We start from the raw sequence: 26210 nt of genomic DNA on the forward strand, positions 1-26210 counted from the left end.
GATAATGTAATAAAAAAAGCAGCTGTACTTACAGCTGCTTTTTTATTTGGATATTATTTAGCAAAAATACTACATTAATTATATTGAAACAGATTATCCCAACGCTCATCTAATATCGCTTTTGCGTGTTCTAAATTGATTGCGCTATACACATCACTAGTGCACGTTACCAAACGCATGCGTACCAGCTTTTCAAGTGCGTCGCTAATTTCAAAATCAAGATCGCACTGGTATTTGCTTTTAAACCAATGCTCTATTTTTTCATCAAGCGTTTGGGCGGTTAAGCCGCTTTCTGATTTTAGTAAAAAGGTATACGCCAGCAGGGCTTCTTTTATGTCTTCTTCTTCGGCGGCGTCAATAAGCGTGTGAAAAACACCCGCGTTGTTATCGAGGTTTTTAAAGTAGAGATTATCGCTAAGCGCTTTCATAAATTTTATTTTACGGTTTTTAAACTTACTCCATTCTTTAAAAATAAAGCTGCCAAAAACCCCCATACCAATAGCAAAAGTAATAAAATGTTGCTGGGTCATTGCTACAGCTTCATTTCTAAACCCACCCCAAAAAGCAAGTAAGGCAAACAGCAATACTATTGATGCACCAAGTTTAGTTATAAGTACCACTGCGCCGCCAACTAAAGCTGATGAGCCAATAATGATTTTATCGATAGGGCGCATGCGTACTTCGCTATTAGGAAATAGCATTTCGAGATCAGCCTTTGGTACATTTTGAAATAGCTTTACTATGGTTGAGCTTGGCTCAAATCCCATTGGCGTTTTATTTTTAGCTGCAAAATAAGCGCTATCTTTAAAGCGAATAAACACCGCAACACGGTCGTAATTAGTAAAGTGCAGCGGCTTTTTACGCAAGCCCCAAAAGCTGGTAATGGTTTCAGTGAGTTGCGACTCGCCTCGGCGATAAAATACCACTTCTTCAAAATCGTCAAATTCAACTTCAAGGCGCACCTTAAATAGTGACTCTTCATTTAATGCATCTTGTAAGTCTTCATTGGTGATCACTTCAAAATTAGCGGCATTAAGCACCTTAGCAAAATCTTTAGCAAACTCACGTTGGCACTGCGCTTTTTGATCAGCCGATACTGGCGCTAACGATCGCGTGTCACTGTTGGGATCAAACGGTGCGTAGTTGTTTTTAAGTGATTCAAGTGCTGAGTGGTAATCGTAATGAATAAGGCTCGCTAGTAAATCACAAAATTGTTTAAACGAGGTCTGTTGTGTGTTGTTATTAAGCTCTTCGCTACACATATCAACAATATCTTGCTTTCTAAAGGGAATAAAACGCGCACTTTGCATAAATTAATAACTACTGTGACAGGGAATCTAACTGCATGGGCACATAATAAAATATTCTTATGAATATTACTAATTTGTTAATGCATTAGGGCGTGTTGAACATTGGTGGTTGAATTTGCAGCTGTGTGTTTGGTTTTTAGGCAAGGCAGAGCCTATGTAGTGTGGTTATTCCCCATAAATAAGGCGATAACGCAGCATAAATACCAAACATGCGCTGCCCTCTGGGTTCTTTCTAGGGACGATTAACTCTTTGTTGCTCGATTTTTACTTAGCCCACTAGGTTACAAACCTCGCGCCGCGATTTAATCTTCCTTGGATTGAACAAATTTCAATCCACAAAGATCAATATGCCCTAGGACCTGATAAATTTAGTGCATTGTTTTCAGCGTGTATTAACCTAAGTATGTAATTATTAGTTTGTTAAACAATCTAGTTTTATTTACAAGTGAAAAAGGAATGACTATGGCTATTCAAAAAAAGCTCAAACAAAAAACACGCCAATTTATAGATTCAAAGCATATGCTTAGCGGTATTACGGTGGCGTCGTTTTTAGAGTCGACCATAGTTCCTATCCCACTTGAAGCCGTGCTTGTGCCACTCATGCAAGCGCGTCGTGAAAAATTATGGCTCATTGCACTAATGGCTACGTTAGGATGCATTGTTGGTGCGTTATTTGGTTATGCTTTAGGTTATTACTTATTTGATGCGGTTGGAGATTGGGTTATTAATACGTTTTCGAGTCCCGAGCAATTTGAAAACGTTAAACAGCAGATGCAAGACCAAGGGTTTTGGTTTGTAATAACACTGGGTATTGTGCCTATTCCTTTTCAAATCGCGATGCTTGCAGCAGGGGCAACTAAGTACTCTATCTGGTTATTTTTATTAGCGAGCGCAATAGCACGTTCAATTCGTTATTTTGGCTTAGCGATAGTGGTGTATTACGCAGGTAATCAAGCTGAGCGTATTATTAGCAAACATAAAACTAAAGCGATGATTGGTTTAACTATTTTAGTGTTAGGTTTGTGGGGGCTAAGTACTGTAATTTAGGCGTATAATTGAGTGTTTATGGTTTTATTTTCAATAGTGTTAATGTGCTATAATTTTTTTATGCGGTATTTTGAGCCAAGTGCAAGTAATGATAAAAACAATTAAACAGATACTTAACCCTTTTAACTTTGTTAAAATGGGTTGGCTAAATAAAATATTTACACTAATTTTACTCGTGTACACTATTGCCTTTTCAACTTATAGCCTTATTTATTTCCCGCCTTTACGAGTACAAAGTAACTTATATGGATTTACTACCGACTTTATTAACTTAATGGTAATAGTGTTCCTTTTTTGGATGGTGCAGTGTTCTGGGCTTTCTAAATTAGCCTATTTATTTTCAAGTGCTGGATTACTTTTTTGGGCTATGGGAAATATAGCCGATGTGATTGATGAATTAGTCGTTCAGCCTTATTGGGTGAGTGTTTATTTTGAGGATTTATTTCGTACATCAGGGATGCTGTTAACATCCTATGGCTTGTTTAAAACCATGCGTTTTATGCAAAGTATTCGCAACAAATTATTTTTAGAACTAACCATTGATGATTTAACAAAAGTGTCTAATCGGCGCTATTTTTATCAGCACGCTAAAAATATTAGCGTATCGCCTTATACAATTTTAATTATTGATATAGACCATTTTAAATCAATAAATGATGATTTTGGGCACGACATGGGCGATAAAATACTTAAGGAACTAGCAGGTAAGTTTAATAGTTTATTTTTAGAACAAAATGTTTTTTCTCGTTTAGGTGGTGAGGAGTTTGGGGGGTATTTACCCACTAGTAATATGGCTGAAGTAGCTAATTTTACCCAGCAGTTAATTAGCCTTGCCCAAACTATTCATATTAAAAATAATCGTTTTTTGACTGTGAGTATTGGCGTGGCTTTACAAAAAAATGATGAGCTACTTGATCAAGTTATGAAGCGAGCCGATTTAGCATTATATGCAGCAAAAAAGAATGGTCGAAACCGTGTAGAAATACATAGTTAAAATAAGGTTATACACATGTAGGGAAACATAGGTACACTAATAAAGTAAAAATAACAACAGAGTGTGCCATGGATGATTTAGTTGGTTTAGCCGTAATATTTATATTAGTCGTTGTAGTTGGGGCTATTTGTGGCCTAATTGCGTTAGTGCAGCTTAATACCTTGAAGCAAAGTGTAGCGCTTTTAAAGGCAAAAGTGGCTGAGCTACAATCAAGTAATACAGCGCAAAAACAAACGCCACCACCAAATGCAGACACTACACAATACCAGATACCAATAGTAACCGCTGAAACATATAAACCTGAATCCATAAACTCTAGTCCAGCAATTCAACCTCAAGTTATAACTAAATCCAGCGTTAACGCGGTTAAGATAAAACGCGAAACAACATCTCCTATCGAATTATTATTTAATAAATTCCGTACAGGATTTGAACAAAACTGGATGACGTGGATAGGCGCAATAGCGCTTGCGTTTGGTGGCATATTTTTAGCTAAATATAGTTTAGAGGCTGGATTATTATCGCCAGTAATGAGGCTGAGTTTAGGTGGCTTATTTGGCCTTGGCTTAATTGCAGCTGCAGCATATTTACATCATAAACGCATTGTATTTGAAGGCTTTAATAATTACATACCCGCAGCACTTGCCAGTGGTGGGTTTATTACCTGTTTTGCTTTAACGCTTTTAGCTTACAGTGGCTACGATATGCTTAGCCCTAGCGTGGCATTTTTTGCACTGGCAGTTATTGCAATTAGCGCAAGTGCGATGGCACTTAGGCTAGGCCCATTATTGGCTGTATTAGGTATTATTGGCGCTTACAGCGTACCAATATGGGTTAGCACTGGCAGTGGTAACTTATTTGCATTATTTATGTATGTTGGCTTTGTAAGTTTGTCAGCCGCGTTAGTTGCACATAAAGTACAGAGAGCTTGGTTGTGGTATTTATTATGGGCAGGGCACATTGGCTGGTATTTAGTTGGTTTTACATTACTCAAAATTAATACCGTGTGGTTAATGGGGGCGTTTGCTTTACTTAGTATTGTAGGGTTAATTGCTATACCGCGCTTAGGCCTAAAACTGAATATTATTGAACATCGCCCGCACAGTTTAAAACGCTTAATTAAAGTGCTTCCAGATCACCTCTTATTACTCGCTTTTATAGCGCCCTTAATATTTACCATGTTGATCAGTCACTTTGATATGCAGTGGCAAACAATCGGCGTGTTGAGCATTGTATTAGTATTGTTTTTAGTCCTTAAAAATAGCCGCTGGGATATTTGGCAGGGCGTAGCGTTAGTTATTTCAACGCTATTAGTGATAGGCGCTGAACGTACGCATCTTTCGCCAAACCTATTTGATGATGCACTCTTTATATTCAAAAATGAGTATGGTTTGGGTTTATTACTCGGATTGTTACTTACTGGATACGGGCTTTATTACGGTAAAAAACAGAGTAAGCGTTTGGCATTTCATGTAACGGCTGCGTTTAGTGTATTTGTAATGATAGCTACTTTATATACGCTTATTCCTAATTCTGCGTTAAGTACTGCATATCCACTTTGGGCCGTTGTATTGTTTGTAGTGGCGGCTATTTTAATAAAGCTAGCGCAATACAATACAACGCTTTTTCAGCGCTTTACCTACTGGGTAGGCGCTAACGCTAATATTACGTTAGCAATTACCATGCTACTAAGTGACAGCGGTTTAACTATTGCTCTTGCTGTGCAAGTATTACTTATAAGCGTACTTATTAAACGCTATGGCGTGCCTATGCCGCATTGGCCTATAAAAGCCTTAGTTGCTGCATTATTGTTGCGTCTTACGCTCTCACCTTGGACGCCAAGTTACGATGTGCTAACGGTATTTGGTCTGCATTGGAGTATTGTGGTTTATCCGTTATGTATTGCGTTATTTTTTGCCGCAGCTAGGTGCTTTAAAGTATCTCAATTAAAAGTATGGTTAGAAGGTGCGGCGCTTCATTGTTTAGCGCTTTTTATTACTACCGAAACAAGTTATCAGCTAGTAGGGCATTATCCGCAATTTGATTCACTTAACTTTTACGAACAAATACTCCTTACCTGTAACTGGCTGGCATTAGGGTGTGTGTATTTACACAGAGCAAAACTTGCCGGTACTTTAGCTAAGTTATATCAAGTAGCCGGCTTTACACTTGCTGCATTAGCGGGGCTTTTTGCAATAAAGACACTGCTTGACGATAACCCATTATTTGAATCACTTTATATAGGTGAACTGCCAATATTTAACTGGTTATTACTGTTGTGGTTAGTACCTGCAGGATTAACGCTTTGGCTGGCCAAGCTTGTAAAATCAATAAATGCTAAAGCTACGCCATTTATATTGGCCGTTGCGGGTGGCTTTATATTATTGGCAATAAACAGCTTTATTCGCCAATACTGGCAAGGTCCTTACATTTACTTATCAAAAGGCGCAAGCAATGCAGAGCTTTATAGCTACTCTGTTATTTGGTTAGTATTGGGTGCGGGTACTGTTATTTTTGGTCATTTAAAAAATCAATTATTAATACAAAAAGTAGGCCTAGGCATACTAGCTGCCGTTATTGTTAAAGTGTTTTTAATTGATATGGCTAACTTGGAGGGCTTACTTAAAGCGCTTTCGTTTATTGGTTTAGGGCTTTCGTTGGTGGGGTTAAGTTGGTTGTTCCAAAAGCTTAGAAGCCGAGTAAATCCAGTTTAATTTTATGAACACTTTATAAAGCAAAGCCCAGTGAAGATACTAGGGCGTGTTGACCTTTTGTGATTAATTTTGCAGCAGACTGTTTGGTATTTAGGCAAGGCAGAGCCTATGTAGTGTGGTTATTCCCCATAAATAGGCTATAACGCAGCATAAATGCCAAACATGCGCTGCCCTTTGGGTTCTTTCTAGGGACGATTAACTCTTTGTTGCTCGATTTTTACTTAGCCCACTAGGTTACAAACCTCGCGCCGTGATTAAATCGCCCCTAGATTGAACAAATTTTAATCCACAAAGGTCAACACGCCCTAGGCTTTTTGTTTTACGCGATTACTTGATAGTTTTTAACTAGAACACTTGTTACTCGCTTATTATGTGCTGTGGTTAAGCAAGGCTTTTAGTTTGCCTGGTTTAATTGGCTTACTCAAATAATGAATATTGGCCGCTTTAGTTTCTTGTTTCAGCTCGGTGTCGCGTACTGCGGTAATTAAAATAGCGGGTATTTGGCTTTGCCAAATTTCACGCAGCGTTTTTATGAGAGTTATGCCGTCGCAATCACTACCTAATTGATAATCCATTAAAATAACATCGGGTGCCCCGTTTTGTTTCGCGTAAGCTAATACATTATCCACGTTATCAAATAGTGTGTAATTGGCCTGCCATTTTTGAAGTAAGCTTGCCATAGCTGCTAAATTCTCGGGATCGTCGTCTACGGCAACTATATTAATTGCTGCACGGTTTTCTATTAAGCTACTTGTGGTATTTTTTTGTTGTAAAAACTGAATATCGCCGTAAGGCACTTCAATACTAAAACGACTGCCTTTATTGGGTTTTGAATGAAGATGTAGTGGTAAGCTAAGTAAATCAGCCATTCTTTTAACTACGCCTAATCCTAAGCCAACTCCTTTGTTATCGCGTGATTCAACGCGGTAAAAGTCATTAAATATTTTGGCTTGCTCAACTTCACTAATACCTGGGCCGGTATCCCACACTTCTATCAGTAAATTATGTTTACGGTTTCTACAGGCAATTAATACGCGGCCTTTATCGGTGTATTTAACGGCATTAGACACCAAATTTTGAATAATTCGGCGCAAATAAGTTATATCGCTGTGCACTACTTGCTGATTTGAACGCACACTTAGTTTTATCCCTTTATCGCTCGACATAATAGCGTATTCACTTTGCAGTGGTGCTAAAATATCTTCAATATAAAAGTGCCGTGGAGTGGGGGTCATCGCTCCTTGTTCTAGTTTGGCTATTTCAAGCAAGGCTGACATTAAATGCACGGTTGAGTCGAGGCTATCACCTAGTTTGTCAAAGTTATTTCGGTTGGAGCTATCAAGTTGTTTTTCGTTTATGGCTGCAAGGTATAAGCGTGCTGCATTTAATGGTTGCAAAATATCGTGACTAGCAAGAGCTAAAAAGCGTGTTTTACTGTCGTTAGCTTGCTCTGCTTCTCGTTTGGCCAAAGTAAGTGCTTGCTCTGTTTTCACGCGGCTGTCTATTTGTGCTTGCAAGTCTTTATTAATTGTTTGCACTTCTTGAGTACGCGCTTCAATACGGTTTTCAAGATCCATGTTTACTTCTTCAAGCGCATTTTGTGTACTTATGTGGGTTGTAATATCCGAAAAGCTGGTAACAAAACCGCCATCGGGCAGTGGATTACCAATCATCTCAAATACTTGGCCATTTCGGCGGTGACGAATAAAGTGATGGGAACTGCCGTATCTCAAATGCTGTACACGTTTTTCTACTTGGCGTTCTATTTCACCAGGGCCACATTCACCGCGCTCTGCGTTATATCTAATAATATTTTCTATGGGTTGGCCTACTTCCAAAAACCCTTCAGGGTAGCCAAACATTTCGCTGTAACGCTTATTCCAAGCTACAAGATTTAAGTCTTTATCAACAACCGAAATACCATGACTTAAATTTTCAAGAGAGGTAAATAACAGGTTCTGGTTAAATTGCAGAGCTTGTGTAGTTTCGTCAAAAAAGTTTACAACCTCTTCAAATGCCATGCGTTTACCGGAGGAAACCGTGTGTATTAACGCTTGCGCCGACGATGCGCCCAGCACACCCGTCAATGCGCGTTCGCAGTAGGCAATAAACTCAGGTTCTGGGTGAGCGTTGTTATCACTTAGGTGATGAGCAAGTGCGTAATGCGCTAATATTTGCTGGCTACGTTGGATCCCTAAAAAGGTTTGCAGTAATATTTTAAAGTCGTAAACCGTGGCTTTTACGTCTTTATTTAGGCGTCTTGATAAAATTGCCTGATCTTTTGGATTAACAAAGGCAGCCGCCTGAATCTTATCAATTAAGCGCTCCTCTGCGCCTAATGAAAAGCTAATGTAACAGCCAATATTAGCAAAAAGCGCGATGAGCGTACCTCGTGTAATAAGTGTTTGCTGAAGCTCACTGGTAAGTGTGTTACCGGCATCTAAAATTGGCAGCATTAAAAATAGTATCCAGCAAATAAAGCCTGCGACTAAACCTGCATAAACGCCATAGGCATGACCTTTTCGCCAATATAAACCGCCTACAATTGAAGGTAGTAATTGTGTAACAAGTGAAAATGCCACTAACCCCATACTCGCTAATGCACTGCTGTGGCCAAACCATTGTTGGTAAAAGTAGGCCAAGATTAAAATGCCAGCAATAGCGAAGCGTCTTACGAGTAAAATTTGCGATTTGTAGCTGGTGGTAATTAAATTACGTTTAAATTTTCGACGTAGTATTAGCGGCAGTACTACATCGTTTGAGATCATGGTGCTTAGTGTTAGTGTTGCGACCACTATCATTGCAGTGGCGGCCGACAATCCGCCTATAAATACAAAAGTGGTTAAAAAGGCATTGTCGTTAATTAATGGTAGGGCAAGTACAAAGCTGTCGGGGGAATAACCACTGCCAATTTCGGGATGGATAGCGGCAGTGGCAATAGGTAAAATCATTGCTGCCGTTAATAGCAAATACAGCGGAAAAGCCCAGCGAGCAGTCAGTAAATGGCGTTTGTTTTGATTGTCGACAACGGTTACATGAAATTGGCGAGGCAAACATATAATAGCTGCCGCAGCCATGAGTGACTGGCCTATAAAGTTAAAACTAAAAAAGTTAAAATCTGCCCAATGATCCCAAATAGAATTTGTTACTTTATTTGTAGTTGCTTCAGGCAAATTTAATAAAGTAAATACTGCAAGCCCTGCAACAGCCATGAGTGCAATAAGCTTTATCATCGATTCAAACGCAACAGCAAGCATTAACCCCGAACGATATTCTGTTACATCAACTTTGCGGGTGCCAAAAAATATTGCAAATAAGGCCATGATTAATGTAGCCGATAGAGCAAGCATATCGCCCGATATTTTAGTGCTACTTTGCAGCAATAAAAAACTACTGCTGAGCGCTTTTAATTGCAGTGCAATATAAGGAATTGTAGCCAGTAGTGCGATAACAGTAACCATAATGGCAGTGGTTTGACGCTTGCCATAACGGGCTGAAATAAAGTCAGCAATAGTGGTTATATTTTGCTTTTTACTTACTAATACCAGTTTGCGTAAAAAACCTTGTCCGAAAAAAAATAATAATGCGGGACCAAGTAAAATGGGTAAATAACTCCAACTGCTTGTAGCCGCTGTGCCTACCGACCCATAGTAAGTCCATGAGGTACAATAAATCCCTAATGAAAAAGAATAGACAAAGGGGTGGTGACTGATGCGTTTTGCTAAAGGTGTTGTTTTATCGCCCCAGTTAGCCAGCCAAAACAGCACCCCTATATATCCCAAAGCAACAATAATGAGTACGGCAGTCATGTTGTTATTAAACCTTATTATTTTAAATAGTCCCTCACCCTATGAGGGATTAACACAATACCAGAACTGAGGTTAAGTGTGAGACTTGAATTTAAAATAAAACTTTCACTTTATTTCTATGTTATTGAATATTAAAAATAAAAATAAAATCATCTCACGCATTAGACTAATGTCGCATTAATAACCAACTTACCAATTTAATAGTAAAGCCAATTAAAAAATTAAGCTAACCAATTGAAATAATATAGAAATATATAAAACACGTTTGAATGATAAAAGCAGCTTACGTAAACGTTAATAAGCTGTTACGACTATGGTCTCAATTCAATATGTAACCAGCGTTGCTAAATTGATAGGTGAAGATAAAAAACCACTCATCGCGATATTGCGGTGCTTAAAGGGGAAAATAAAAATGGCTTTTAAAGATGAAGAACAAGCAAAAGCTTATTGGGCAGAAAACATTTCGCTGTTATTTAAACTATTAGCAGTGTGGTTTATTGTGTCTTTTGGCTTTGGCATATTACTGGTTGATGTACTTAATGAAGTGCATTTTTTTGGGTTTAAACTTGGCTTCTGGTTCGCCCAGCAAGGCGCGATTTATACCTTTGTTGCTTTGATTTTTGTGTACGTTTTCAAAATGAATACGTTAGATAAAAAATACGGCGTAGACGAATAGGAGCTAAGCAATGGATGTTCAAACACTCACGTTTTTAATTGTTGGTTTAAGCTTTGCGCTTTATATCGGCATAGCAATTTGGGCCCGTGCGGGTTCAACTAAAGAGTTTTATGTAGCGGGCGGCGGCGTACCTCCTCTTGCTAATGGTATGGCAACAGCAGCCGATTGGATGAGCGCCGCGTCGTTTATTTCAATGGCGGGTATTATTTCGTTTGCAGGTTACGATGGCAGCGTTTACTTAATGGGGTGGACTGGTGGTTATGTATTATTAGCCATGTGTTTAGCGCCTTACTTACGTAAATTTGGCAAGTTTACCGTGCCTGACTTTATTGGCGACCGTTACTATTCACGTACCGCACGTTTAGTGGCAATTGTATGTGCCATATTCATTTGTTTTACTTACATTGCAGGGCAAATGCGTGGCGTAGGCGTGGTATTTTCACGCTTTTTAGAAGTAGAAATTGAAACCGGTGTTTACATCGGTATGGTAATTGTATTTTTCTACGCCGTACTTGGCGGTATGAAAGGCATTACCTACACGCAAGTAGCGCAGTACTGTGTACTTGTATTTGCCTACCTTGTACCAGCCATTTTTATCTCGATGATGATGACAGGTCACTTCTTCCCACAAACCGGTTTTGGTGCCACATTAATAGGCAGCGATGGCGTGTACGTACTTGATAAATTAGACGGCTTAAGCGCCGAACTTGGTTTTGCACAGTACACTGAAGGCTCTAAGAGCATGATTGACGTGTTTGCTATCACTGGTGCGTTAATGGTAGGTACTGCTGGTTTACCTCATGTAATTGTTCGCTTTTTCACTGTGCCTCGCGTAAAAGACACGCGTATTTCTGCCGCATGGACTCTTGTGTTCATCGCGATTGTTTACACTACAGCACCTGCGGTTGCAGCCTTTGCTCGAGTAAACATGGTTGACACTATTAATGGTAAAGACGGTAGCGGTACAGCTTACGCAGAAGCACCTGCATGGATTAAAAACTGGGAACGTACAGGTTTAATTACATTTGATGATAAAAACGGCGATGGCAAAATGTTCTACACGGCGGGTAAAATCACCGATCCGAACAGTGCTAACGAAGTAAACGTAGACCGCGACATTATGGTATTAGCAAATCCAGAGATTGCTAACTTACCAGCATGGGTAATCGCACTTGTAGCTGCTGGTGGTATTGCAGCAGCATTATCTACAACAGCAGGTTTACTACTGGTTATTTCGACCTCCGTTTCGCACGATTTACTCAAGCGAACCCTCAAGCCTGATATTACCGATAAGCAAGAGTTACTTGCAGCGAGGTTAGCAGCCATGGTTGCTATTGTTATCTCCGCGTACTTTGGTATTAACCCGCCTGGATTTGTGGCATCCGTAGTGGCATTTGCCTTTGGTTTGGCGGCAGCGAGTTTCTTCCCTGCAATTATTATGGGTATATTCTCTAAAACAATGAACCGAGAAGGCGCAATTGCAGGCATGGTAACAGGTATAGGCTTTACAGCTGCGTATATCATCTTCTTCAAGTTTGTTAGCCCAGAGCTAAACAGTCCTGAAAACTGGTTCTTAGGTATTTCGCCTGAAGGTATTGGCTTAATTGGTATGATTATTAACTTTGCAGTTGCTGCACTTGTTCTTAAATTTACTCAACCAACACCTGTTGAAATTCAAGAAATGGTAGAAAGTATTCGCAATCCTAAAGGATCTGCAGAAGCACACGATCACTAAGCTCACTTAAAAAATCATAAAAGCCCGACTTAAGTCGGGCTTTTTATTTGTACGAAAAATGAGTACATTGGTGTTGTGTATACTTTTTAATGAGTACAAAAATGAGCGTAGAACAACAAGAAATAGCCCAGTACGTATGCTTGCAAGCGCCATTTAGCCTAATTGATAGCAGTGCATGTGAGTACTTTGTAAGTCATCTCGATATTATTTACCTCACTCGCGAAAACCAAGCGCAATGGCTACAAAGTGAAAGCCCTCGGTTATTTTTAATTCGCTCAGGTTTATACGATCTAGTTGATGCTAAAGGCGACGTTGTTACGCGTTTAGCACAAGGTGATTACTTTGGTTTTCCATCGTTATTAACAGGTGAAGCGATTCAAAATAGGCTAGAAGTACAAAAAGAAGGCATAGTGTATATGCTCTCCCAGGCGCATTTCGATTTTTTGCGTCGAGAATACAAATCTTTTGAGCAATATTTTGTACGTGCTCACGCCAATCGGTTATTGTCATCCCACTATAAAAGTAAAAACGATAGCTGGTCTGAGCGTAAAATATCAGAGTTGATGACGCGCACAGCCATCACACTTACGCCCGATGCTAGCATTAGACAAAGTGCTAAAAAAATGAAACAGCATGGCGTATCGTCAATTATGATAACGGAGCACTTACATTTAGTTGGCGTGGTGACCGACCGCGATTTGCGTAATCGCGTACTCGCTGATGAGGTCGATCCGCAAGATGCCGTCAGCAGTATTATGACCGCCAAACCCAAATTTATATTTGAAAATAATCGGGTGTTTTCGGCGCTGCATTTAATGCTTAAATACAATATCCACCATTTACCCGTGCTTGATGAAAACCATAATCCTATTGGTATGCTTACAAGTACCGACTTATTGCGCCAGCAAAAAAGCGACCCAGTACAACTTATAGGGCGTATCTATAAAGCGCACACAATTACCGATCTAAAACGCTATGCAAAAGAAATTCCCGAACTACTTCGCAGTTTTTCATACAATATTGACGACATATCGCTAATTGGTAAATTATTGAGCGGCTTAACCGATGCGCTTACATCTCGTCTTATTCATTTATTTCAAGAAGATCATGGCGCAGCGCCAACCAGCTTTAGTTTTATTTGTTTTGGCTCACAAGCACGCGAAGAGCAAACTCTACATTCAGATCAAGATAACGGCTTATTACTCCCTAACGACTTAACGAGCGAGCAGCAAGCTTACTTTAAAAGCATGGGAGAGTTTGTCTGCGAGCAGCTTGTTGAATGCGGTATTAGACGTTGCCCTGGTAATATTATGGCAAGCAGCGATTTGTGCAGAATGAGTGTAAACGACTGGAGTGAGCGTTTTTTTAAATGGATAAAAAGCCCCACGCCCGATGCGATGCTTAACTGTAAGATATTTTTTGACTTGCGATTTATTGAAGGTTCAAATGCCTTATATACCGCTTTTTGCGAGCAGCTAATTCGTATATCGCGTAACGACTTATTTTATGCTGCTATGGCAACTGACATTAGTAGTAACAGCGTGCCTATTGGTTTATTTAATAAATTTAAAACCGAAAAAACTGATAAAAATAATAAATACATAGATTTAAAAAAACGCGGTGTCGTGATCATAAACGACATAGTGCGGTTATACGCTTTAAAAGCCGGTATTAGGCGTGCTAACACGCAAGAGCGGTTGGACGCGCTGTTAAAACATAAACTGATCAGCAAAGAAGATATATACAATCTAAAAGATTGCTGGCGATTTTTAACGCAGCTTCGCTTAAGTACGCAAATAAACGAAGAGGGCTTGCCGAGTAATTGCATTAATCCTAATAAATTAAACTCACTAGAGCGTCATCAGCTAAAAGAAGCGTTTTACCTTGTTAAGCAAGCGCAGCAAGCCGCCGCGTTTAAATTTGCTCGCGGCAGTTTGTAGAGCATGGTAAAACAGCTACTTACTCGGTATTTAAAGCGCCGCAGGTTACTAGGCAAAAACGCCTTACATCAACGCTACTTAGTGATTGATTTAGAGCTTACCGGCCTTGATGCCAAACAGCACGAAATTGTATCGGTAGCGTGGGTGGAAATAGATAATCAATGTATAAAAATGAGTGAGTCGCAGCACATTATCAATAAAGACGTAAAAAGCCTCGAACAAAGCCCTGTTTATCACGGTATAAATGACGATGCGGTAGCAAAAGGGCAAAGTTTACACAGTATACTAACGCGACTAAGCAGCCACTTTAGTGATTGTATTTTAGTGTTTCATAATGCCATGCTCGATTGGGGCTTTTTAAAAATAGCCCTAAAAAATGCTAATATAACAACGCGGCCTAAACTGATACTCGACACCCTCCACATCGAGAAAAAGCGCTTACTCAACCAATCAACTGAAATAAAACAAGATGATTTAACCCTTAATGCCTGTCGCACACGTTATGAGTTACCAAGTTATCATTGTCATCATGCGTTAACCGATGCACAAGCGACCGCCGAGTTACTGCTAGCCCAGTGCCATCAAATAAGCCGTGGTAGAGAGCTAAAAGTAGCCGAGTTGACGTAGGTTGGGTAGAGGACAGCGACACCCAACGATAAAACGCCTTATAGTTTAACACCGAGGTTTAGTGATAGAGAGTTTACTTTTATTGTTATCTGTATGACTATAGGTACAGTTAAGTAATCATTTTCTAACTAATCACTTCAAGGAACGAATATGAAACTCATTATCACTATTTTTCTAACATTATTCCCACTTATCACTTTTGGTAATTCAAGCTTACCTGCCAATCGTCATATTGCAGTGCAAGGTACTGCAGAGGTATTAGCAGTGCCTGATATGGCTAACATTTCTTTTGAAGTAATAAGCACTAAAGATACGTTGCTTGAGGCGAAACGTGACGTTGATAAACGAGTTAACTTGCTAACCAAAGGAGCAGATAGATATGGTATTGCGCAAGGCGATATTTTTATCTCTGGTTTAACAAGTCATGTAAATAATATGATTGGTATAGAAAAAGGTACTATTTCAGGTGATAAGTACCTAGCGCGAAAAAGAATTAAAGTAACGTTAAAAGATATTGAAAGAACAGATGATTTTATTGAATTTGCACAAAGCGTAAAAATAAATAATGTTATGGAAATTGAAAGCTTATCTTCAAAAGGATCTAAATTAGAGGCAAAAGCAACACAAGCAGCAATAGATAACGCTAAAGCTAAGGGAAGCATGCTTGCTAAAGCATTTGGCGCTGAACTTGGAAAAGTTTATAGTATTAATTCAACTGCTAATCATCAAAGATACCCTACAAATAACGTTAAGAGTTTTATTTTTTCAGGTTCGGGTGCTAACTCAAATCCATTCGAACAGGTGCGGTATGTGGATGAAACAATAATTTTTACATCATCAATAAGTGTAGTGTTTGACCTAGAAATAAAATAACAATGAGGACACACAATGGAATTAAACTATTTATATATTGGATTTGGTGTTATTGCGTTACTTAATGTAATAGTGAGTGAGTTTTTGGTAAAGCGAGATGACTTAGAAGTGTTTCAAAAAGCCGCTCAAATACTATTAGTATGGTTAATTCCGTTGTTTGCAGCAATTGGTTTATGGCTATTTTATCGTACGCAAGATAGGAGGGTAAACGTGCCTAAAAGCTTTGGTGGAGGTGCAGGAAATAGCACAAATATTGGCGGTGGCTTTTGAACAAGCGTTAATATGTTGCTTAAACAAAGGATTCTAATGGGCACTTTTTAAATGTTAATTCAAAGTTTCTAATGCTTCCCTCTTATAATCAGACCCAAGGTCGATTACAATACGGCCATCTAAAAGGTGTACTGCCTTTATCTGCACGTAACTAGAGTGGATTTTATATTTCATGGCAATCAAACTTGCAATTAATGGTTTTGGTCGTATTGGTCGAAATATTGTCCGCGCGTTATACGAGTCTGGTTTGAGCGACGATATAAAAATTGTTGCGATTAACGAACTTGCTGATCCTGAAGCTATTGCTCATTTATTAAAATACGACACATCTCACGGTCGTTTCTCTTTCCCTGTAAAACTTGGTGAAGACACCATTAGTGTGGCAGGCGATACCATTGCACTTTTTTGTGAAGAAAACCCTATTGAATTGCCTTGGCAAACGCTCGGTGTAGATATTGTACTTGAATGTACAGGGGTTTATCACTCGCGTGAACACGCGCAGTTACATATTACCGCAGGCGCTAAAAAGGTATTGTTTTCGCATCCGGCCGATAACGATGTTGATGCCACGATTGTGTACGGTATCAACGACGATGAGCTTAAAAGCGAGCACACAATTGTGTCTAACGGCTCGTGCACAACTAACTGTGTTGTACCGGTTATTAAAGTATTAGATGATGCATTTGGTATTGAGTCAGGCGCTATTACAACCATTCATGCGTCGATGAACGATCAACAAGTGATTGATGGTTATCATCATGATTTACGCCGTACTCGCGCTGCAAGTCAGTCTATTATTCCGGTAGATACAAAGCTCGCCCGTGGTATAGACCGTATTTTACCTAAATTTAAAGGCCGTTTTGAAGCCATCGCCGTACGTGTACCGACTATAAATGTAACAGCCATGGATTTAAGTGTAACGGTTAATGCTGATGTGGATTTAAATGCGGTAAATAACGCACTTAAAGCACAAGCGAAAGACCGCCTTGAAGGTATTTTAAGTTACACCGAAGAGCCACTTGTATCAGTTGATTTTAATCACGATCCACATTCTTGTATTATTGATGGCACGCAAACACGTGTTAGTCACAAACGACTGATAAAATTATTGGTGTGGTGTGATAATGAGTGGGGTTTTGCTAATCGTATGCTCGATACCGCGCGTGCGATGATGGCAGTAAATAAGTAATTTGATGTATTAACATAATAACTTTAAACGTATTTTTCAGGTTCAGTATCGTTAACTAAGGAGATGTTCATGTCGGTCATAAAAATGGCAGATTTAGATTTAAACGGCAAACGCGTATTAATTCGTGAAGATTTAAATGTACCAGTTAAAGCAGGTAAAGTGACGTCAGATGCGCGTATTCGTGCAGCGCTACCTACTATTAAATTAGCGCTTGAGATGGGTGCTAAAGTAATGGTTATGTCACACCTTGGCCGTCCTACGGAAGGGGAATATGATGAAGCGTTTTCGCTAGCACCTGTAGCTGATTACTTAAACGATGCTCTTGAGCAAACTGTACGCTTAGAAAAAGATTACCTAAACGGCGTTGATGTTGCTGATAACGAAGTCGTTGTGTTTGAAAACGTGCGCTTTAATAAAGGCGAGAAGAAAAACGACGAAGCGTTATCTAAACAACTAGCAGCGCTGTGCGATGTATACGTAATGGATGCATTTGGTACGGCTCATCGTGCACAAGCGTCTACCCATGGCGTTGGCTTATTTGCTGATGTTGCCTGTGCAGGTCCGTTATTATCAGCTGAGCTTGAAGCATTAGGCAAAGCACTTGATAATCCAGCTCGCCCATTAGTAGCGATTGTAGGTGGCTCAAAGGTATCAACTAAGTTAACTGTTTTAGATTCACTTTCTAAAATTGTTGATCAGCTTGTAACCGGTGGTGGTATTGCTAATACTTTTATTGCAGCAGCAGGTCATCCTGTAGGCAAATCGCTTTATGAAGCCGATTTAATGGATGAAGCAAACCGTTTATGTGCAGCAGCTAAAGCAAACGATGGCGAAATTCCAGTACCTACAGATGTAGTGGTAGGTAATGAGTTTTCTGACTCTGCAGTGGCTACGCTTAAAGATGTAAGCGAAGTAACAAGCGACGATATGATTTTTGATATTGGTCCTGATACAGCGAGCAAACTTGCAAAAATTATTGCAAATGCGGGCACTGTTGTATGGAATGGCCCTGTTGGTGTGTTTGAGTTTGATCAGTTTGGTAATGGCACACGTGCTATTGCACAGGCGATTGCTAACTCAAATGCATTTTCAATTGCTGGTGGTGGTGATACCTTAGCTGCGATTGATAAATACGGCATTAGCGACAAAATATCTTATATTTCTACCGGTGGTGGTGCGTTCTTAGAGTTTTTAGAAGGCAAAAAGCTGCCAGCAGTTGAAATGCTAGAATCTCGCGCTAAGTAATTTTAGTTGCGTAAGGTGAGGGTAATAACCCTCGCCGACAATTAATTATTAAATACCTCTCACCCTAATTTAATAGTTAATTTATACGGAATATTACTGCAAAGCAGTGGTTTTTCGTGGCGTTGTAATAACGCCAAACTAACAAATCCGTTCAAACTAGATAGTAGGGAACTACTATCGATAAATTGGAGAATACCCAATGGCTTTAATCAGTATGCGACAACTTTTAGATCATGCAGCAGAGCATGGTTACGGCGTACCTGCTTTTAACGTTAACAATCAAGAGCAAATGCGCGCAATAATGGAAGCGGCTGACAAAACAAACAGCCCAGTAATCGTGCAGGGATCAGCGGGCGCACGTGCTTATGCTGGTGCTCCATTTATTCGCCATATGATTTTAGCAGCCGTTGAAGAATGGCCACATATCCCCGTTGTTATGCACCAAGATCACGGCACATCGCCAGGTGTATGTCAGCGTTCAATTCAGCTTGGTTTTTCATCTGTAATGATGGATGGCTCGTTAATGAGCGACGGTAAAACCCCTTCAAGCTACGAATACAATGTAAACGTGACCCGCGAAACTGTTGCTATGGCGCATGCTTGTGGCGTATCGGTTGAAGGCGAGCTAGGTGTACTTGGTTCACTTGAAACGGGTGAAGCAGGCGAAGAAGATGGCGTTGGCGCAGAAGGTATTTTAACGACTGAGCAAATGCTAACAGATCCTGAAGAAGCGGCTGATTTTGTAAATAAAACACACGTTGATGCACTTGCAATTGCTTGTGGTACATCGCATGGTGCTTATAAATTTACGCGTCCACCAACCGATGATATTTTAGCAATTGATCGTATTAAAGCAATTCATGCACGTATTCCTAATACGCATTTAGTAATGCATGGTTCGTCTTCTGTTCCACAAGAATGGTTAGAAATAATTAATCAGTACGGTGGTGAAATTCCAGAAACGTATGGTGTACCAGTAGAGCAAATTGTTGAAGGTATTAAATTTGGTGTGCGTAAGGTCAATATTGATACCGACTTGCGTTTAGCATCTACCGGTGCAATTCGTCGTCATATGGCGTTAAACCCATCTAACTTCGATCCACGTAAATACCTAGCTGAAGCAACTAAAGCAATGACAGAGATTTGTGTTGCACGCTATAACTCGTTTGGTACCTCTGGTCAGGCAAGTAAAATTAAACCAATTTCACTCGATGAGATGCATCTTAAATACTTAAGCGGCGAGCTAGATCCTAAGATTAGATAATAGATTGGTTTTATTACTAAGCCAGTAACTTTGTTGCTGGCTTTTTAATGTCAGCCCTATTTATATTGCTGGTTACGGCTTCTATTGATCAGATCATTGTACTATCAACGCCGTACCTTGGGATCACGCATTTACTAACACAGCCTTTTCGGATCATTGCTTTACTAAGCCAATAGCACTTTGATGGGCTTTTAGACTCAAAAATAATCTGATTATTATTTATTTGTACAAACAATCAACAACTTATAATTTTGACTAGGTACAACTCTGATCTGGCGGTGGATCTGCTTGGTAAAAATTTGATCCTTTACCTTTTGCTTAGTAAAAATTAGATCTATTAATGTACATTGTGGTTGTTATATCGTCATGTTTATAGGTTTTTAAATGATTATTTAGCTATTTCAAAAACATCGATCTATAAAAACAGCTTTGTTAGTAAAATAATGATCCCAATAAATTGGCAACCCAGATAAATAAATAAAATGATCTAAAAGTCTAAAAACTACATTTTGTAAATTTATCGTAAATCACTTTTTTACTGACTCAAGTATTAAAAAGATTTTAAGAATATGACGTTAATGAGTTTTTTTGTCACTATTTTGTGTTTTTTTTACCATCATTTTAATTTACACGTTACACTTTCATAAAAATGTCATACTTAGTCATAATAATGAAAACTAATTCGATAGCCTAAGAGATAAATTGGAATGTCACGTAAAGTACTAGTCGTAGATGACGAAGCTCCTATCAGGGAGATGTTAGTTTTTGTTTTAGAGCAAAATGGATTTCAAGCAATTGAAGCAGAAGATTACGACTCTGCTATTGCAGCCATGGTAGAGCCGTACCCAGATATGGTTTTACTTGATTGGATGCTACCTGGTGGTAGCGGTATTCAAATTGCTAAAAAGTTTAAGCAAAACGAACATACCCGCCAAATCCCAATTATTATGCTTACAGCCCGTGGCGAAGAAGAAGATAAAGTGCGTGGCCTTGAAGTAGGTGCAGATGATTACGTTACCAAGCCGTTTTCGCCGAAAGAATTAATGGCGCGTATTAAAGCGGTTATTCGTCGTGTGTCACCAACCTCGCTAGAGGAAGCTATAGAAGTGCATGGCTTACGTTTAGACCCTATTTCGCATCGAGTTACCTCACAAGGGAATGAACTTGATATGGGGCCAACTGAGTTTAGATTACTGCACTTTTTTATGACTCACCCAGAGCGTGTTTATAGCCGTGAACAACTACTTGATCATGTATGGGGCACTAATGTTTATGTAGAAGATCGAACGGTTGATGTGCATATTCGTCGCCTGCGTAAAGCAATTGGCCCGTTAGGGCATGATCGCTTGGTGCAAACTGTACGTGGCGCGGGCTATCGTTTTTCGAGTAAACTATAATATATTGAAAAAAGAAACTTATTTGTAACGTACGTGTGTATTACTACTCTAAGGTAAAGTGAGTGTATGTATCGAGTTGTTAATAAGCAGGCGTTAGTAAAGCGTCTGTTTATCTATTTTTTACCCTTACTACTAATTGGTGTGCTAGTTGGCGCACCATTTTTGCTTTTATTTTTAGGATCTTTTTCCCTCCTTATTTGGCATTACCATCAACTATACCGTTTGAGCGATTGGCTTTTAAATCAGCGCAGTTTTAATCCGCCTGAAGGTGAAGGCGCGTGGGAGCAAGTATTTGAAGGCATTTACCACCTGCAACATCGCAACCGTAAAAAACGTAATGAACTTGCCGATTTAATTCGTCGTTTTCGCGATGGAGCAGAAGCCGTACCCGATGCCGTTATCGTATTACAAAATGATTTAAGTATTGTCTGGTGCAACCAATTAGCGCTTAAAGTACTTGGTCTGCAGTGGCCAACCGATCATGGTCAACGGCTTGATAATTTAATTCGTGAGCCTAAGTTTGCTAAATACATGCACAAAGGTGAATTTGACGATGCTCTCGAACTTGATAACGGGCATGCTGTAGAACAAATACTTGAGTTTAGGGTTATGCCGTACGCAAGCACACAGCTTATGGTTGTGGTGCGTGATGTAACGCGGTTGAAGCAACTAGAACAAATGCGTAAAGACTTTGTTGCCAATGTGTCGCATGAGCTACGTACTCCGCTTACGGTCGTTACGGGCTATCTTGAGATGATGGATAGCGACATGATGCCGCCACCGGCTATGTGGGGTAAAGCGCAAAAAACCATGCTTGAGCAATGTAAACGCATGGACAGTTTAGTGAGTCAGTTATTATCGCTTTCGCGTATTGAGGGCGCACGCCGTCAAGATAACGACAAAGCGATTAATGTCCCTCTGCTACTTAGTTATATTAAAACCGAAGCGCAATCAATCAATCAGGATAAAGGACACGAACTGATTTTTGATATAGATGACAGTTTAGATATTAAAGGTTCTGAGGATGAGCTGCGTAGTGCGTTTTCTAATTTGGTATTTAATGCAATTCATTACACAAAGCCTGGCGGTAAAGTAAACGTGTGCTGGGAACGTAAAAATGATCTGGCGTGTTTTACAGTAACCGATAATGGTGATGGCATTGCACCTGAGCATATTAACCGTTTAACTGAACGTTTTTATCGAGTAGATAAAGCACGCAGTAGAACAACGGGAGGGTCAGGCTTAGGCCTTGCAATTACAAAACACGTACTAACCCGCCATGATAGCCAGTTAAATATTACTAGCGAATTAGCTAAAGGATCGTGTTTTTCTTTTTGTTTTTCAATAGATAAGATAGTTCCATTAGCTAAAGAAATAGCTTGATAAGTAAAGTCATAAAAGTGTCACTTAAGAGTAATCTAACTGTCATGTACTCACTTTAGAGTGGGCAACAGTTAGAAAATGGAACGAACAAACCGGAGAATCCACCATGAGATTTAAAAACTTAGTTGCCGCAATGGGTGTGGCTGTTACAACTTTCGTATCTGCACAAGCAGTTGCACTAGACAAAGATATCCCTGAGTACCAAAAAATTAGTGGTGTTTCAGGTAACTTTTCATCGGTAGGCTCTGACACTCTAGCCAACATGATGACGTTCTGGGCTGAAGAATATAAACGTATTTACCCAAATGTAAATATTCAAATTCAAGCTGCAGGTTCATCTACTGCACCACCGGCACTAACCGAAGGTACTGCTAACCTCGGTCCTATGAGCCGTGCAATGAAATCAAAAGAAATCGAAGCGTTTGAAAAACGTTACGGTTACAAACCAACAGCAGTTCGCGTAGCTATTGATGCACTTGCTGTTTACGTACACAAAGATAACCCAATTGAAGGTCTTCGTATTGACCAAGTAGATGCTATTTTCTCATCTACTCGCAAGTGTGGTGCTCCTGAGCAAGTTAATCGTTGGAGTGAAGTTGGTTTAACAGGTAACTGGGCAGCACGCGATATTCAACTTTATGGACGTAACTCGGTATCAGGTACCTATGGTTACTTTAAGAAAAAAGCATTGTGTAAAGGTGATTTCCGTAACAATGTAAATGAGCAACCAGGTTCTGCATCAGTAGTACAATCAATTTCATCGTCACTAAATGCAATTGGTTATTCTGGTATTGGTTATAAAACATCGGGCGTACGTACAGTGCCACTTGCTAAAAAAGGCGATAACTTTGTTGATGCAACACTAGATAACGTTGCTCAAGGTAAGTATCCACTGTCTCGCTTTTTATATGTATACGTGAACAAACACCCAAATAAACCGCTATCACCTATGGAAGAACAATTTTTAAGAATGGTACTTTCAAAAGATGGTCAGCAAATTGTAGAAAAAGATGGGTATGTACCACTATCTGCAAAGTTAGTTAAAGTAGAACTTAAAAAGCTTGGTTTAAACTAATACCAATTGCATTAAATTAGTGAGTTATTATAGCGATAAGAAAATAGCGCAATAACAAGGCTAAAATTATGATACATAGTTGTTCTATGTATCATAATTTTTAACGTAGTGAGTGAGTTATTTAATACGCTAGAATGATCATGTTTTTAATAAAATTGGTATAATAAACCATAGGCAATAAAAAACCGCTCATTAAGCGGTTTTTTTGTGCCTAAAACTAAAAACTTTAGAGAATTAAATACTACCTAATTTTTCTGCCTGAGCTTTGCATTGGTTATAGCTTTCAACACATTTTCCTGAGCATACTTGCAGTTTTAAACCTTCGCCACTTGATTGCTGCTCGCAGGTGCTTTCGCACTGGTAGTTTTGTTGAGCACATTGATTAAGTTCTGGATTTTCTATCTTATTTTGGCAACCGGCTAAAAATACAAAAGTTAGGGCGACTACGCTTGTTTTTATTAAAGTGTGCATGTTAATCCTTAAAAAGTGAGTCGCAATAATATTAAATTTCGACCTGTATGTTGTCGATCAATCTAACATTACCAAAATAGGCTGCGGCTAAAATAATAAATTTGGTATCTTCGAGTTTAGCAGTTTTTAATGTATCTCGTTGAGCTATCTCAAAATAATCTGGTTTTAAGCCAGCCTGTTCTAAGCTTTGTTTTGCTGCAGCTTCAAGCTGTGCAAAGTCTTTTTTGCCGTTTTTTAACTGCTCAGCGCAATGTTTTAATGTGTTAAATAAAACCGTTGCAGTTTGTTTTTGCTCATCTGATAAGTAACCATTACGTGAGCTCATGGCAAGGCCACTGACTTCACGCATTGTAGGTACACCAATAATTTCTACCGGAATAGACAAGTCATGCGCCATGGTTTTAATTACTTGTAGCTGCTGAAAATCTTTTTCGCCAAAGCAGGCGTAATCAGGTTGAACTAAATTAAATAATTTAGTAACAACCGTTGCAACACCTCTAAAGTGGCCTGGGCGTGAGCCGCCGCAATAACCTAATGAAATACCAGGCACATCTACAAAGCTTTGCGCACCTAATCCATTTGGGTAGATTGTGTCTACACTTGGGGTAAATACAATATCAGTGCCTAGCTCTGCAAGGCCATGTTTATCTTCGTTGAGCGTACGAGGGTAATTATCTAAATCTTCATTCGCGCCAAACTGCATCGGATTTACAAAAATACTAACAACCACTTTATCGGCCAGTGTTTTTGCTTTCTCAACTAGAGAATAATGCCCACGATGCAAGTTACCCATAGTTGGCACAAGTGCTACGCTAAGACCAGCTTCGCGCCATGCCTTAATTTGACTACGTAACGATTTTATTTCAGTAATTGACTGCATTATTTAAACTCATGTTCAGCGCTAGGAAATGCGCCACTTTTAACGTCTGTACAATATTTTTGAACAGCTTGAGGCATATTGCCTGTTTCCAATAAAAAGTTTTTAGAAAATTTAGGAATATAGCCCGCTGAAATACCAACGAGATCATGCATTACCAATATTTGGCCGTCAGTTAAGCTGCCTGCACCAATGCCAATAGTTGGGATGCTTAGTGCGTCTGTAATACGCTTTGCGAGGGCGCTTGGAATGCATTCAAGTACTAATAATTGTGCGCCTGCGGCTTCGAGTGCTTTTGCATCATCAATTATTTTTTGTGCTTGAGTTTCTTCACGACCTTGTATTTTAAAGCCACCAAATACATGAACAGACTGCGGTGTAAGGCCTAAATGGCCACACACAGGAATGCCTTGTTGCGTGAGAGTTTTAATACTCTCGTAAAGCCATTCTCCGCCTTCGAGCTTTATCATATTCGCGCCAGCACGCATTAGCTCAGCGGCATTTTTACACGTATCACTAACGCTTGAGTAGGTCATAAATGGCAAGTCTGCAATCACAAATAATTCACGACTACCCGCACGTACACAGCGGGTGTGGTATGCAATATCTTGGTTAGTTACACCCAGGGTGTCGTCGCCGCCTTGCAGCACCATGCCTAGAGAGTCGCCTACTAAAATAACTTCAACGCCGTTATCATGAAATAACTTTGCAAAACTGGCGTCGTATGCCGTTAACGCAGTAATTTTGTTATTTTCTGCTTTCATTTTATTTAAAGTAGAAACGGTGATTTTAGACATAATATTCCTCGCAGGCATCAGCCTAAGTTAATTACAGAGGTAATTGCTGTAAGTCGTTGAGCGGTAAGTTATCTGCAATAGCTTGTAATGCAACACCGCTAGGTAAAATAAGTTCAGGTGCCAGCTCTAATAGTGGATACACTACAAACTCACGAACGTTTAAACCGTAATGTGGAACGGTTAAACGTTCGGTATTTATTACTCGATCGCCAAATAATAAGGTGTCTATATCAAGTGTGCGAGGGCCCCAACGCTCGGCTTTTCTAACACGGCCGTGCTCAAGTTCTATGCGTTGTGTTAAATCAAGGAGCTGTTCTGGTTCAAGGCTTGTTTTAATACACGCAACGGCATTTATGTAGTCGGGTTGATCTTGCGGGCCCATAGGTTTACTCGCATAGTAATGCGATACGCTCACAAACTCACAAAAAGACAATTGCTTGATTGCGGTTATCGCATTATCAAGTTGCTCTTTTGGTGAGTTTAAATTAGCACCTAAACCTAAATAAACACAGTGCAT

Annotated in this window: 21 protein-coding genes; 15 read left to right on the forward strand and 6 right to left on the reverse strand. The window is 39.5% G+C overall.

The genetic code is table 11. The features are described from left to right. Window positions 1–74: 74 nt before the first annotated feature. On the reverse strand, window positions 75–1310 hold the full coding sequence (locus H5119_RS07390) for a TMEM143 family protein (RefSeq protein ID WP_182701767.1): 1236 nt from the start codon (window positions 1308–1310) through the stop codon (window positions 75–77). Between the two features lie 462 nt (window positions 1311–1772). Between H5119_RS07390 and H5119_RS07395 the strand changes: the two genes are divergently transcribed. The 3 genes from H5119_RS07395 to H5119_RS07405 all read left to right on the forward strand — a co-directional run bounded on the left by H5119_RS07395 (window position 1773) and on the right by H5119_RS07405 (window position 6065). Continuing rightward, complete coding sequence (locus H5119_RS07395; protein WP_077535843.1) at window positions 1773–2357, forward strand: YqaA family protein; 585 nt, start codon at window positions 1773–1775, stop codon at window positions 2355–2357. Between the two features lie 88 nt (window positions 2358–2445). Continuing rightward, a complete protein-coding gene (locus tag H5119_RS07400) occupies window positions 2446–3351 on the forward strand; it encodes a GGDEF domain-containing protein (protein ID WP_182701768.1) in 906 nt (301 codons plus the stop codon). 68 nt (window positions 3352–3419) lie between these two features. Next, window positions 3420–6065 carry a DUF2339 domain-containing protein gene (locus H5119_RS07405; protein ID WP_182701769.1) on the forward strand — a complete coding sequence of 882 codons (2646 nt, stop codon included), beginning with the start codon at window positions 3420–3422 and terminating at the stop codon, window positions 6063–6065. Window positions 6066–6433: 368 nt separating this feature from the next. On the opposite strand, the gene H5119_RS07410 is transcribed toward H5119_RS07405, so the two are convergent. Further along, entirely contained in the window at window positions 6434–9874 is a 3441-nt protein-coding gene (locus H5119_RS07410) for a PAS-domain containing protein (RefSeq protein WP_182701770.1), read from the reverse strand. 412 nt (window positions 9875–10286) lie between these two features. Here H5119_RS07410 and H5119_RS07415 point away from each other — a divergent pair, with 412 nt between their 5' ends. From H5119_RS07415 to H5119_RS07470, 12 genes are all read left to right on the forward strand, one after another. Next, entirely contained in the window at window positions 10287–10550 is a 264-nt protein-coding gene (locus H5119_RS07415; protein ID WP_077538816.1) for a DUF4212 domain-containing protein, read from the forward strand. A 10-nt stretch (window positions 10551–10560) separates the two neighbouring features. Next, window positions 10561–12285, forward strand: a complete 1725-nt coding sequence (locus H5119_RS07420; RefSeq protein WP_182701771.1) for a sodium:solute symporter family protein — start codon at window positions 10561–10563, stop codon at window positions 12283–12285. A gap of 101 nt (window positions 12286–12386) precedes the next feature. Continuing rightward, window positions 12387–14225, forward strand: coding sequence for a DUF294 nucleotidyltransferase-like domain-containing protein (locus tag H5119_RS07425; RefSeq protein WP_182701772.1), 1839 nt, complete (start codon window positions 12387–12389; stop codon window positions 14223–14225). A gap of 3 nt (window positions 14226–14228) precedes the next feature. Continuing rightward, window positions 14229–14852: a 3'-5' exonuclease gene (locus tag H5119_RS07430; protein WP_182701773.1), complete on the forward strand. Its 624-nt coding sequence runs from the start codon at window positions 14229–14231 to the stop codon at window positions 14850–14852. A gap of 150 nt (window positions 14853–15002) precedes the next feature. Further along, on the forward strand, window positions 15003–15725 hold the full coding sequence (locus tag H5119_RS07435; RefSeq protein WP_182701774.1) for an SIMPL domain-containing protein: 723 nt from the start codon (window positions 15003–15005) through the stop codon (window positions 15723–15725). Between the two features lie 15 nt (window positions 15726–15740). Continuing rightward, on the forward strand, window positions 15741–15995 hold the full coding sequence (locus tag H5119_RS07440) for a hypothetical protein (protein ID WP_182701775.1): 255 nt from the start codon (window positions 15741–15743) through the stop codon (window positions 15993–15995). A 172-nt stretch (window positions 15996–16167) separates the two neighbouring features. After that, the gene (gene epd, locus H5119_RS07445) at window positions 16168–17184 is read left to right on the forward strand and encodes an erythrose-4-phosphate dehydrogenase (RefSeq protein WP_182701776.1); all 1017 of its coding nucleotides are present in this window, start codon (window positions 16168–16170) and stop codon (window positions 17182–17184) included. A 69-nt stretch (window positions 17185–17253) separates the two neighbouring features. Further along, window positions 17254–18429: a phosphoglycerate kinase gene (locus tag H5119_RS07450; protein ID WP_077535831.1), complete on the forward strand. Its 1176-nt coding sequence runs from the start codon at window positions 17254–17256 to the stop codon at window positions 18427–18429. Between the two features lie 199 nt (window positions 18430–18628). Beyond that, entirely contained in the window at window positions 18629–19693 is a 1065-nt protein-coding gene (gene fba, locus H5119_RS07455) for a class II fructose-bisphosphate aldolase (RefSeq protein ID WP_182701777.1), read from the forward strand. Between the two features lie 707 nt (window positions 19694–20400). Further along, the gene (gene phoB, locus H5119_RS07460) at window positions 20401–21090 is read left to right on the forward strand and encodes a phosphate regulon transcriptional regulator PhoB (RefSeq protein WP_182701778.1); all 690 of its coding nucleotides are present in this window, start codon (window positions 20401–20403) and stop codon (window positions 21088–21090) included. A 66-nt stretch (window positions 21091–21156) separates the two neighbouring features. Next, window positions 21157–22473, forward strand: a complete 1317-nt coding sequence (gene phoR, locus H5119_RS07465) for a phosphate regulon sensor histidine kinase PhoR (protein WP_077535829.1) — start codon at window positions 21157–21159, stop codon at window positions 22471–22473. Window positions 22474–22579: 106 nt separating this feature from the next. Then, window positions 22580–23548 carry a PstS family phosphate ABC transporter substrate-binding protein gene (locus tag H5119_RS07470; RefSeq protein WP_077535828.1) on the forward strand — a complete coding sequence of 323 codons (969 nt, stop codon included), beginning with the start codon at window positions 22580–22582 and terminating at the stop codon, window positions 23546–23548. Window positions 23549–23782: 234 nt separating this feature from the next. Here H5119_RS07470 and H5119_RS07475 read toward each other — a convergent pair whose 3' ends face one another. Genes H5119_RS07475 through folK form a run of 4 tightly spaced genes read right to left on the reverse strand, consistent with a single transcriptional unit; the run spans window position 23783 to window position 26210 of the window. Next, a complete protein-coding gene (locus H5119_RS07475; RefSeq protein WP_138584015.1) occupies window positions 23783–24019 on the reverse strand; it encodes a hypothetical protein in 237 nt (78 codons plus the stop codon). A 31-nt stretch (window positions 24020–24050) separates the two neighbouring features. After that, window positions 24051–24899 (reverse strand): pantoate--beta-alanine ligase, encoded by an 849-nt coding sequence (gene panC, locus H5119_RS07480; protein ID WP_138584016.1) that lies wholly within the window; start codon window positions 24897–24899, stop codon window positions 24051–24053. Next, window positions 24899–25693: a 3-methyl-2-oxobutanoate hydroxymethyltransferase gene (panB, locus tag H5119_RS07485; protein ID WP_077535825.1), complete on the reverse strand. Its 795-nt coding sequence runs from the start codon at window positions 25691–25693 to the stop codon at window positions 24899–24901. The genes panC and panB overlap by 1 nt, the downstream gene beginning before the upstream one ends. 31 nt (window positions 25694–25724) lie before the next feature. Next, a complete protein-coding gene (gene folK / locus H5119_RS07490; RefSeq protein WP_077535824.1) occupies window positions 25725–26210 on the reverse strand; it encodes a 2-amino-4-hydroxy-6-hydroxymethyldihydropteridine diphosphokinase in 486 nt (161 codons plus the stop codon).

The organism is Pseudoalteromonas sp. SG45-5 (genome assembly GCF_014164085.1).
Lineage (GTDB): Bacteria > Pseudomonadota > Gammaproteobacteria > Enterobacterales > Alteromonadaceae > Pseudoalteromonas > Pseudoalteromonas aliena.

Excerpts from the sequence above, each read along its gene's own strand:
- H5119_RS07390 (WP_182701767.1), bottom strand. The coding sequence starts at position 1,310 with ATGCAAAGTGCGCGTTTTATTCCCTTTAGAAAGCAAGATATTGTTGAT.
- H5119_RS07395 (WP_077535843.1), top strand. The coding sequence starts at position 1,773 with ATGGCTATTCAAAAAAAGCTCAAACAAAAAACACGCCAATTTATAGAT.
- H5119_RS07400 (WP_182701768.1), top strand. The coding sequence starts at position 2,446 with ATGATAAAAACAATTAAACAGATACTTAACCCTTTTAACTTTGTTAAA.
- H5119_RS07405 (WP_182701769.1), top strand. The coding sequence starts at position 3,420 with ATGGATGATTTAGTTGGTTTAGCCGTAATATTTATATTAGTCGTTGTA.
- H5119_RS07410 (WP_182701770.1), bottom strand. The coding sequence starts at position 9,874 with ATGACTGCCGTACTCATTATTGTTGCTTTGGGATATATAGGGGTGCTG.
- H5119_RS07415 (WP_077538816.1), top strand. The coding sequence starts at position 10,287 with ATGGCTTTTAAAGATGAAGAACAAGCAAAAGCTTATTGGGCAGAAAAC.
- H5119_RS07420 (WP_182701771.1), top strand. The coding sequence starts at position 10,561 with ATGGATGTTCAAACACTCACGTTTTTAATTGTTGGTTTAAGCTTTGCG.
- H5119_RS07425 (WP_182701772.1), top strand. The coding sequence starts at position 12,387 with ATGAGCGTAGAACAACAAGAAATAGCCCAGTACGTATGCTTGCAAGCG.
- H5119_RS07430 (WP_182701773.1), top strand. The coding sequence starts at position 14,229 with ATGGTAAAACAGCTACTTACTCGGTATTTAAAGCGCCGCAGGTTACTA.
- H5119_RS07435 (WP_182701774.1), top strand. The coding sequence starts at position 15,003 with ATGAAACTCATTATCACTATTTTTCTAACATTATTCCCACTTATCACT.
- H5119_RS07440 (WP_182701775.1), top strand. The coding sequence starts at position 15,741 with ATGGAATTAAACTATTTATATATTGGATTTGGTGTTATTGCGTTACTT.
- epd (WP_182701776.1), top strand. The coding sequence starts at position 16,168 with ATGGCAATCAAACTTGCAATTAATGGTTTTGGTCGTATTGGTCGAAAT.
- H5119_RS07450 (WP_077535831.1), top strand. The coding sequence starts at position 17,254 with ATGTCGGTCATAAAAATGGCAGATTTAGATTTAAACGGCAAACGCGTA.
- fba (WP_182701777.1), top strand. The coding sequence starts at position 18,629 with ATGGCTTTAATCAGTATGCGACAACTTTTAGATCATGCAGCAGAGCAT.
- phoB (WP_182701778.1), top strand. The coding sequence starts at position 20,401 with ATGTCACGTAAAGTACTAGTCGTAGATGACGAAGCTCCTATCAGGGAG.
- phoR (WP_077535829.1), top strand. The coding sequence starts at position 21,157 with ATGTATCGAGTTGTTAATAAGCAGGCGTTAGTAAAGCGTCTGTTTATC.
- H5119_RS07470 (WP_077535828.1), top strand. The coding sequence starts at position 22,580 with ATGAGATTTAAAAACTTAGTTGCCGCAATGGGTGTGGCTGTTACAACT.
- H5119_RS07475 (WP_138584015.1), bottom strand. The coding sequence starts at position 24,019 with ATGCACACTTTAATAAAAACAAGCGTAGTCGCCCTAACTTTTGTATTT.
- panC (WP_138584016.1), bottom strand. The coding sequence starts at position 24,899 with ATGCAGTCAATTACTGAAATAAAATCGTTACGTAGTCAAATTAAGGCA.
- panB (WP_077535825.1), bottom strand. The coding sequence starts at position 25,693 with ATGTCTAAAATCACCGTTTCTACTTTAAATAAAATGAAAGCAGAAAAT.
- folK (WP_077535824.1), bottom strand. The coding sequence starts at position 26,210 with ATGCACTGTGTTTATTTAGGTTTAGGTGCTAATTTAAACTCACCAAAA.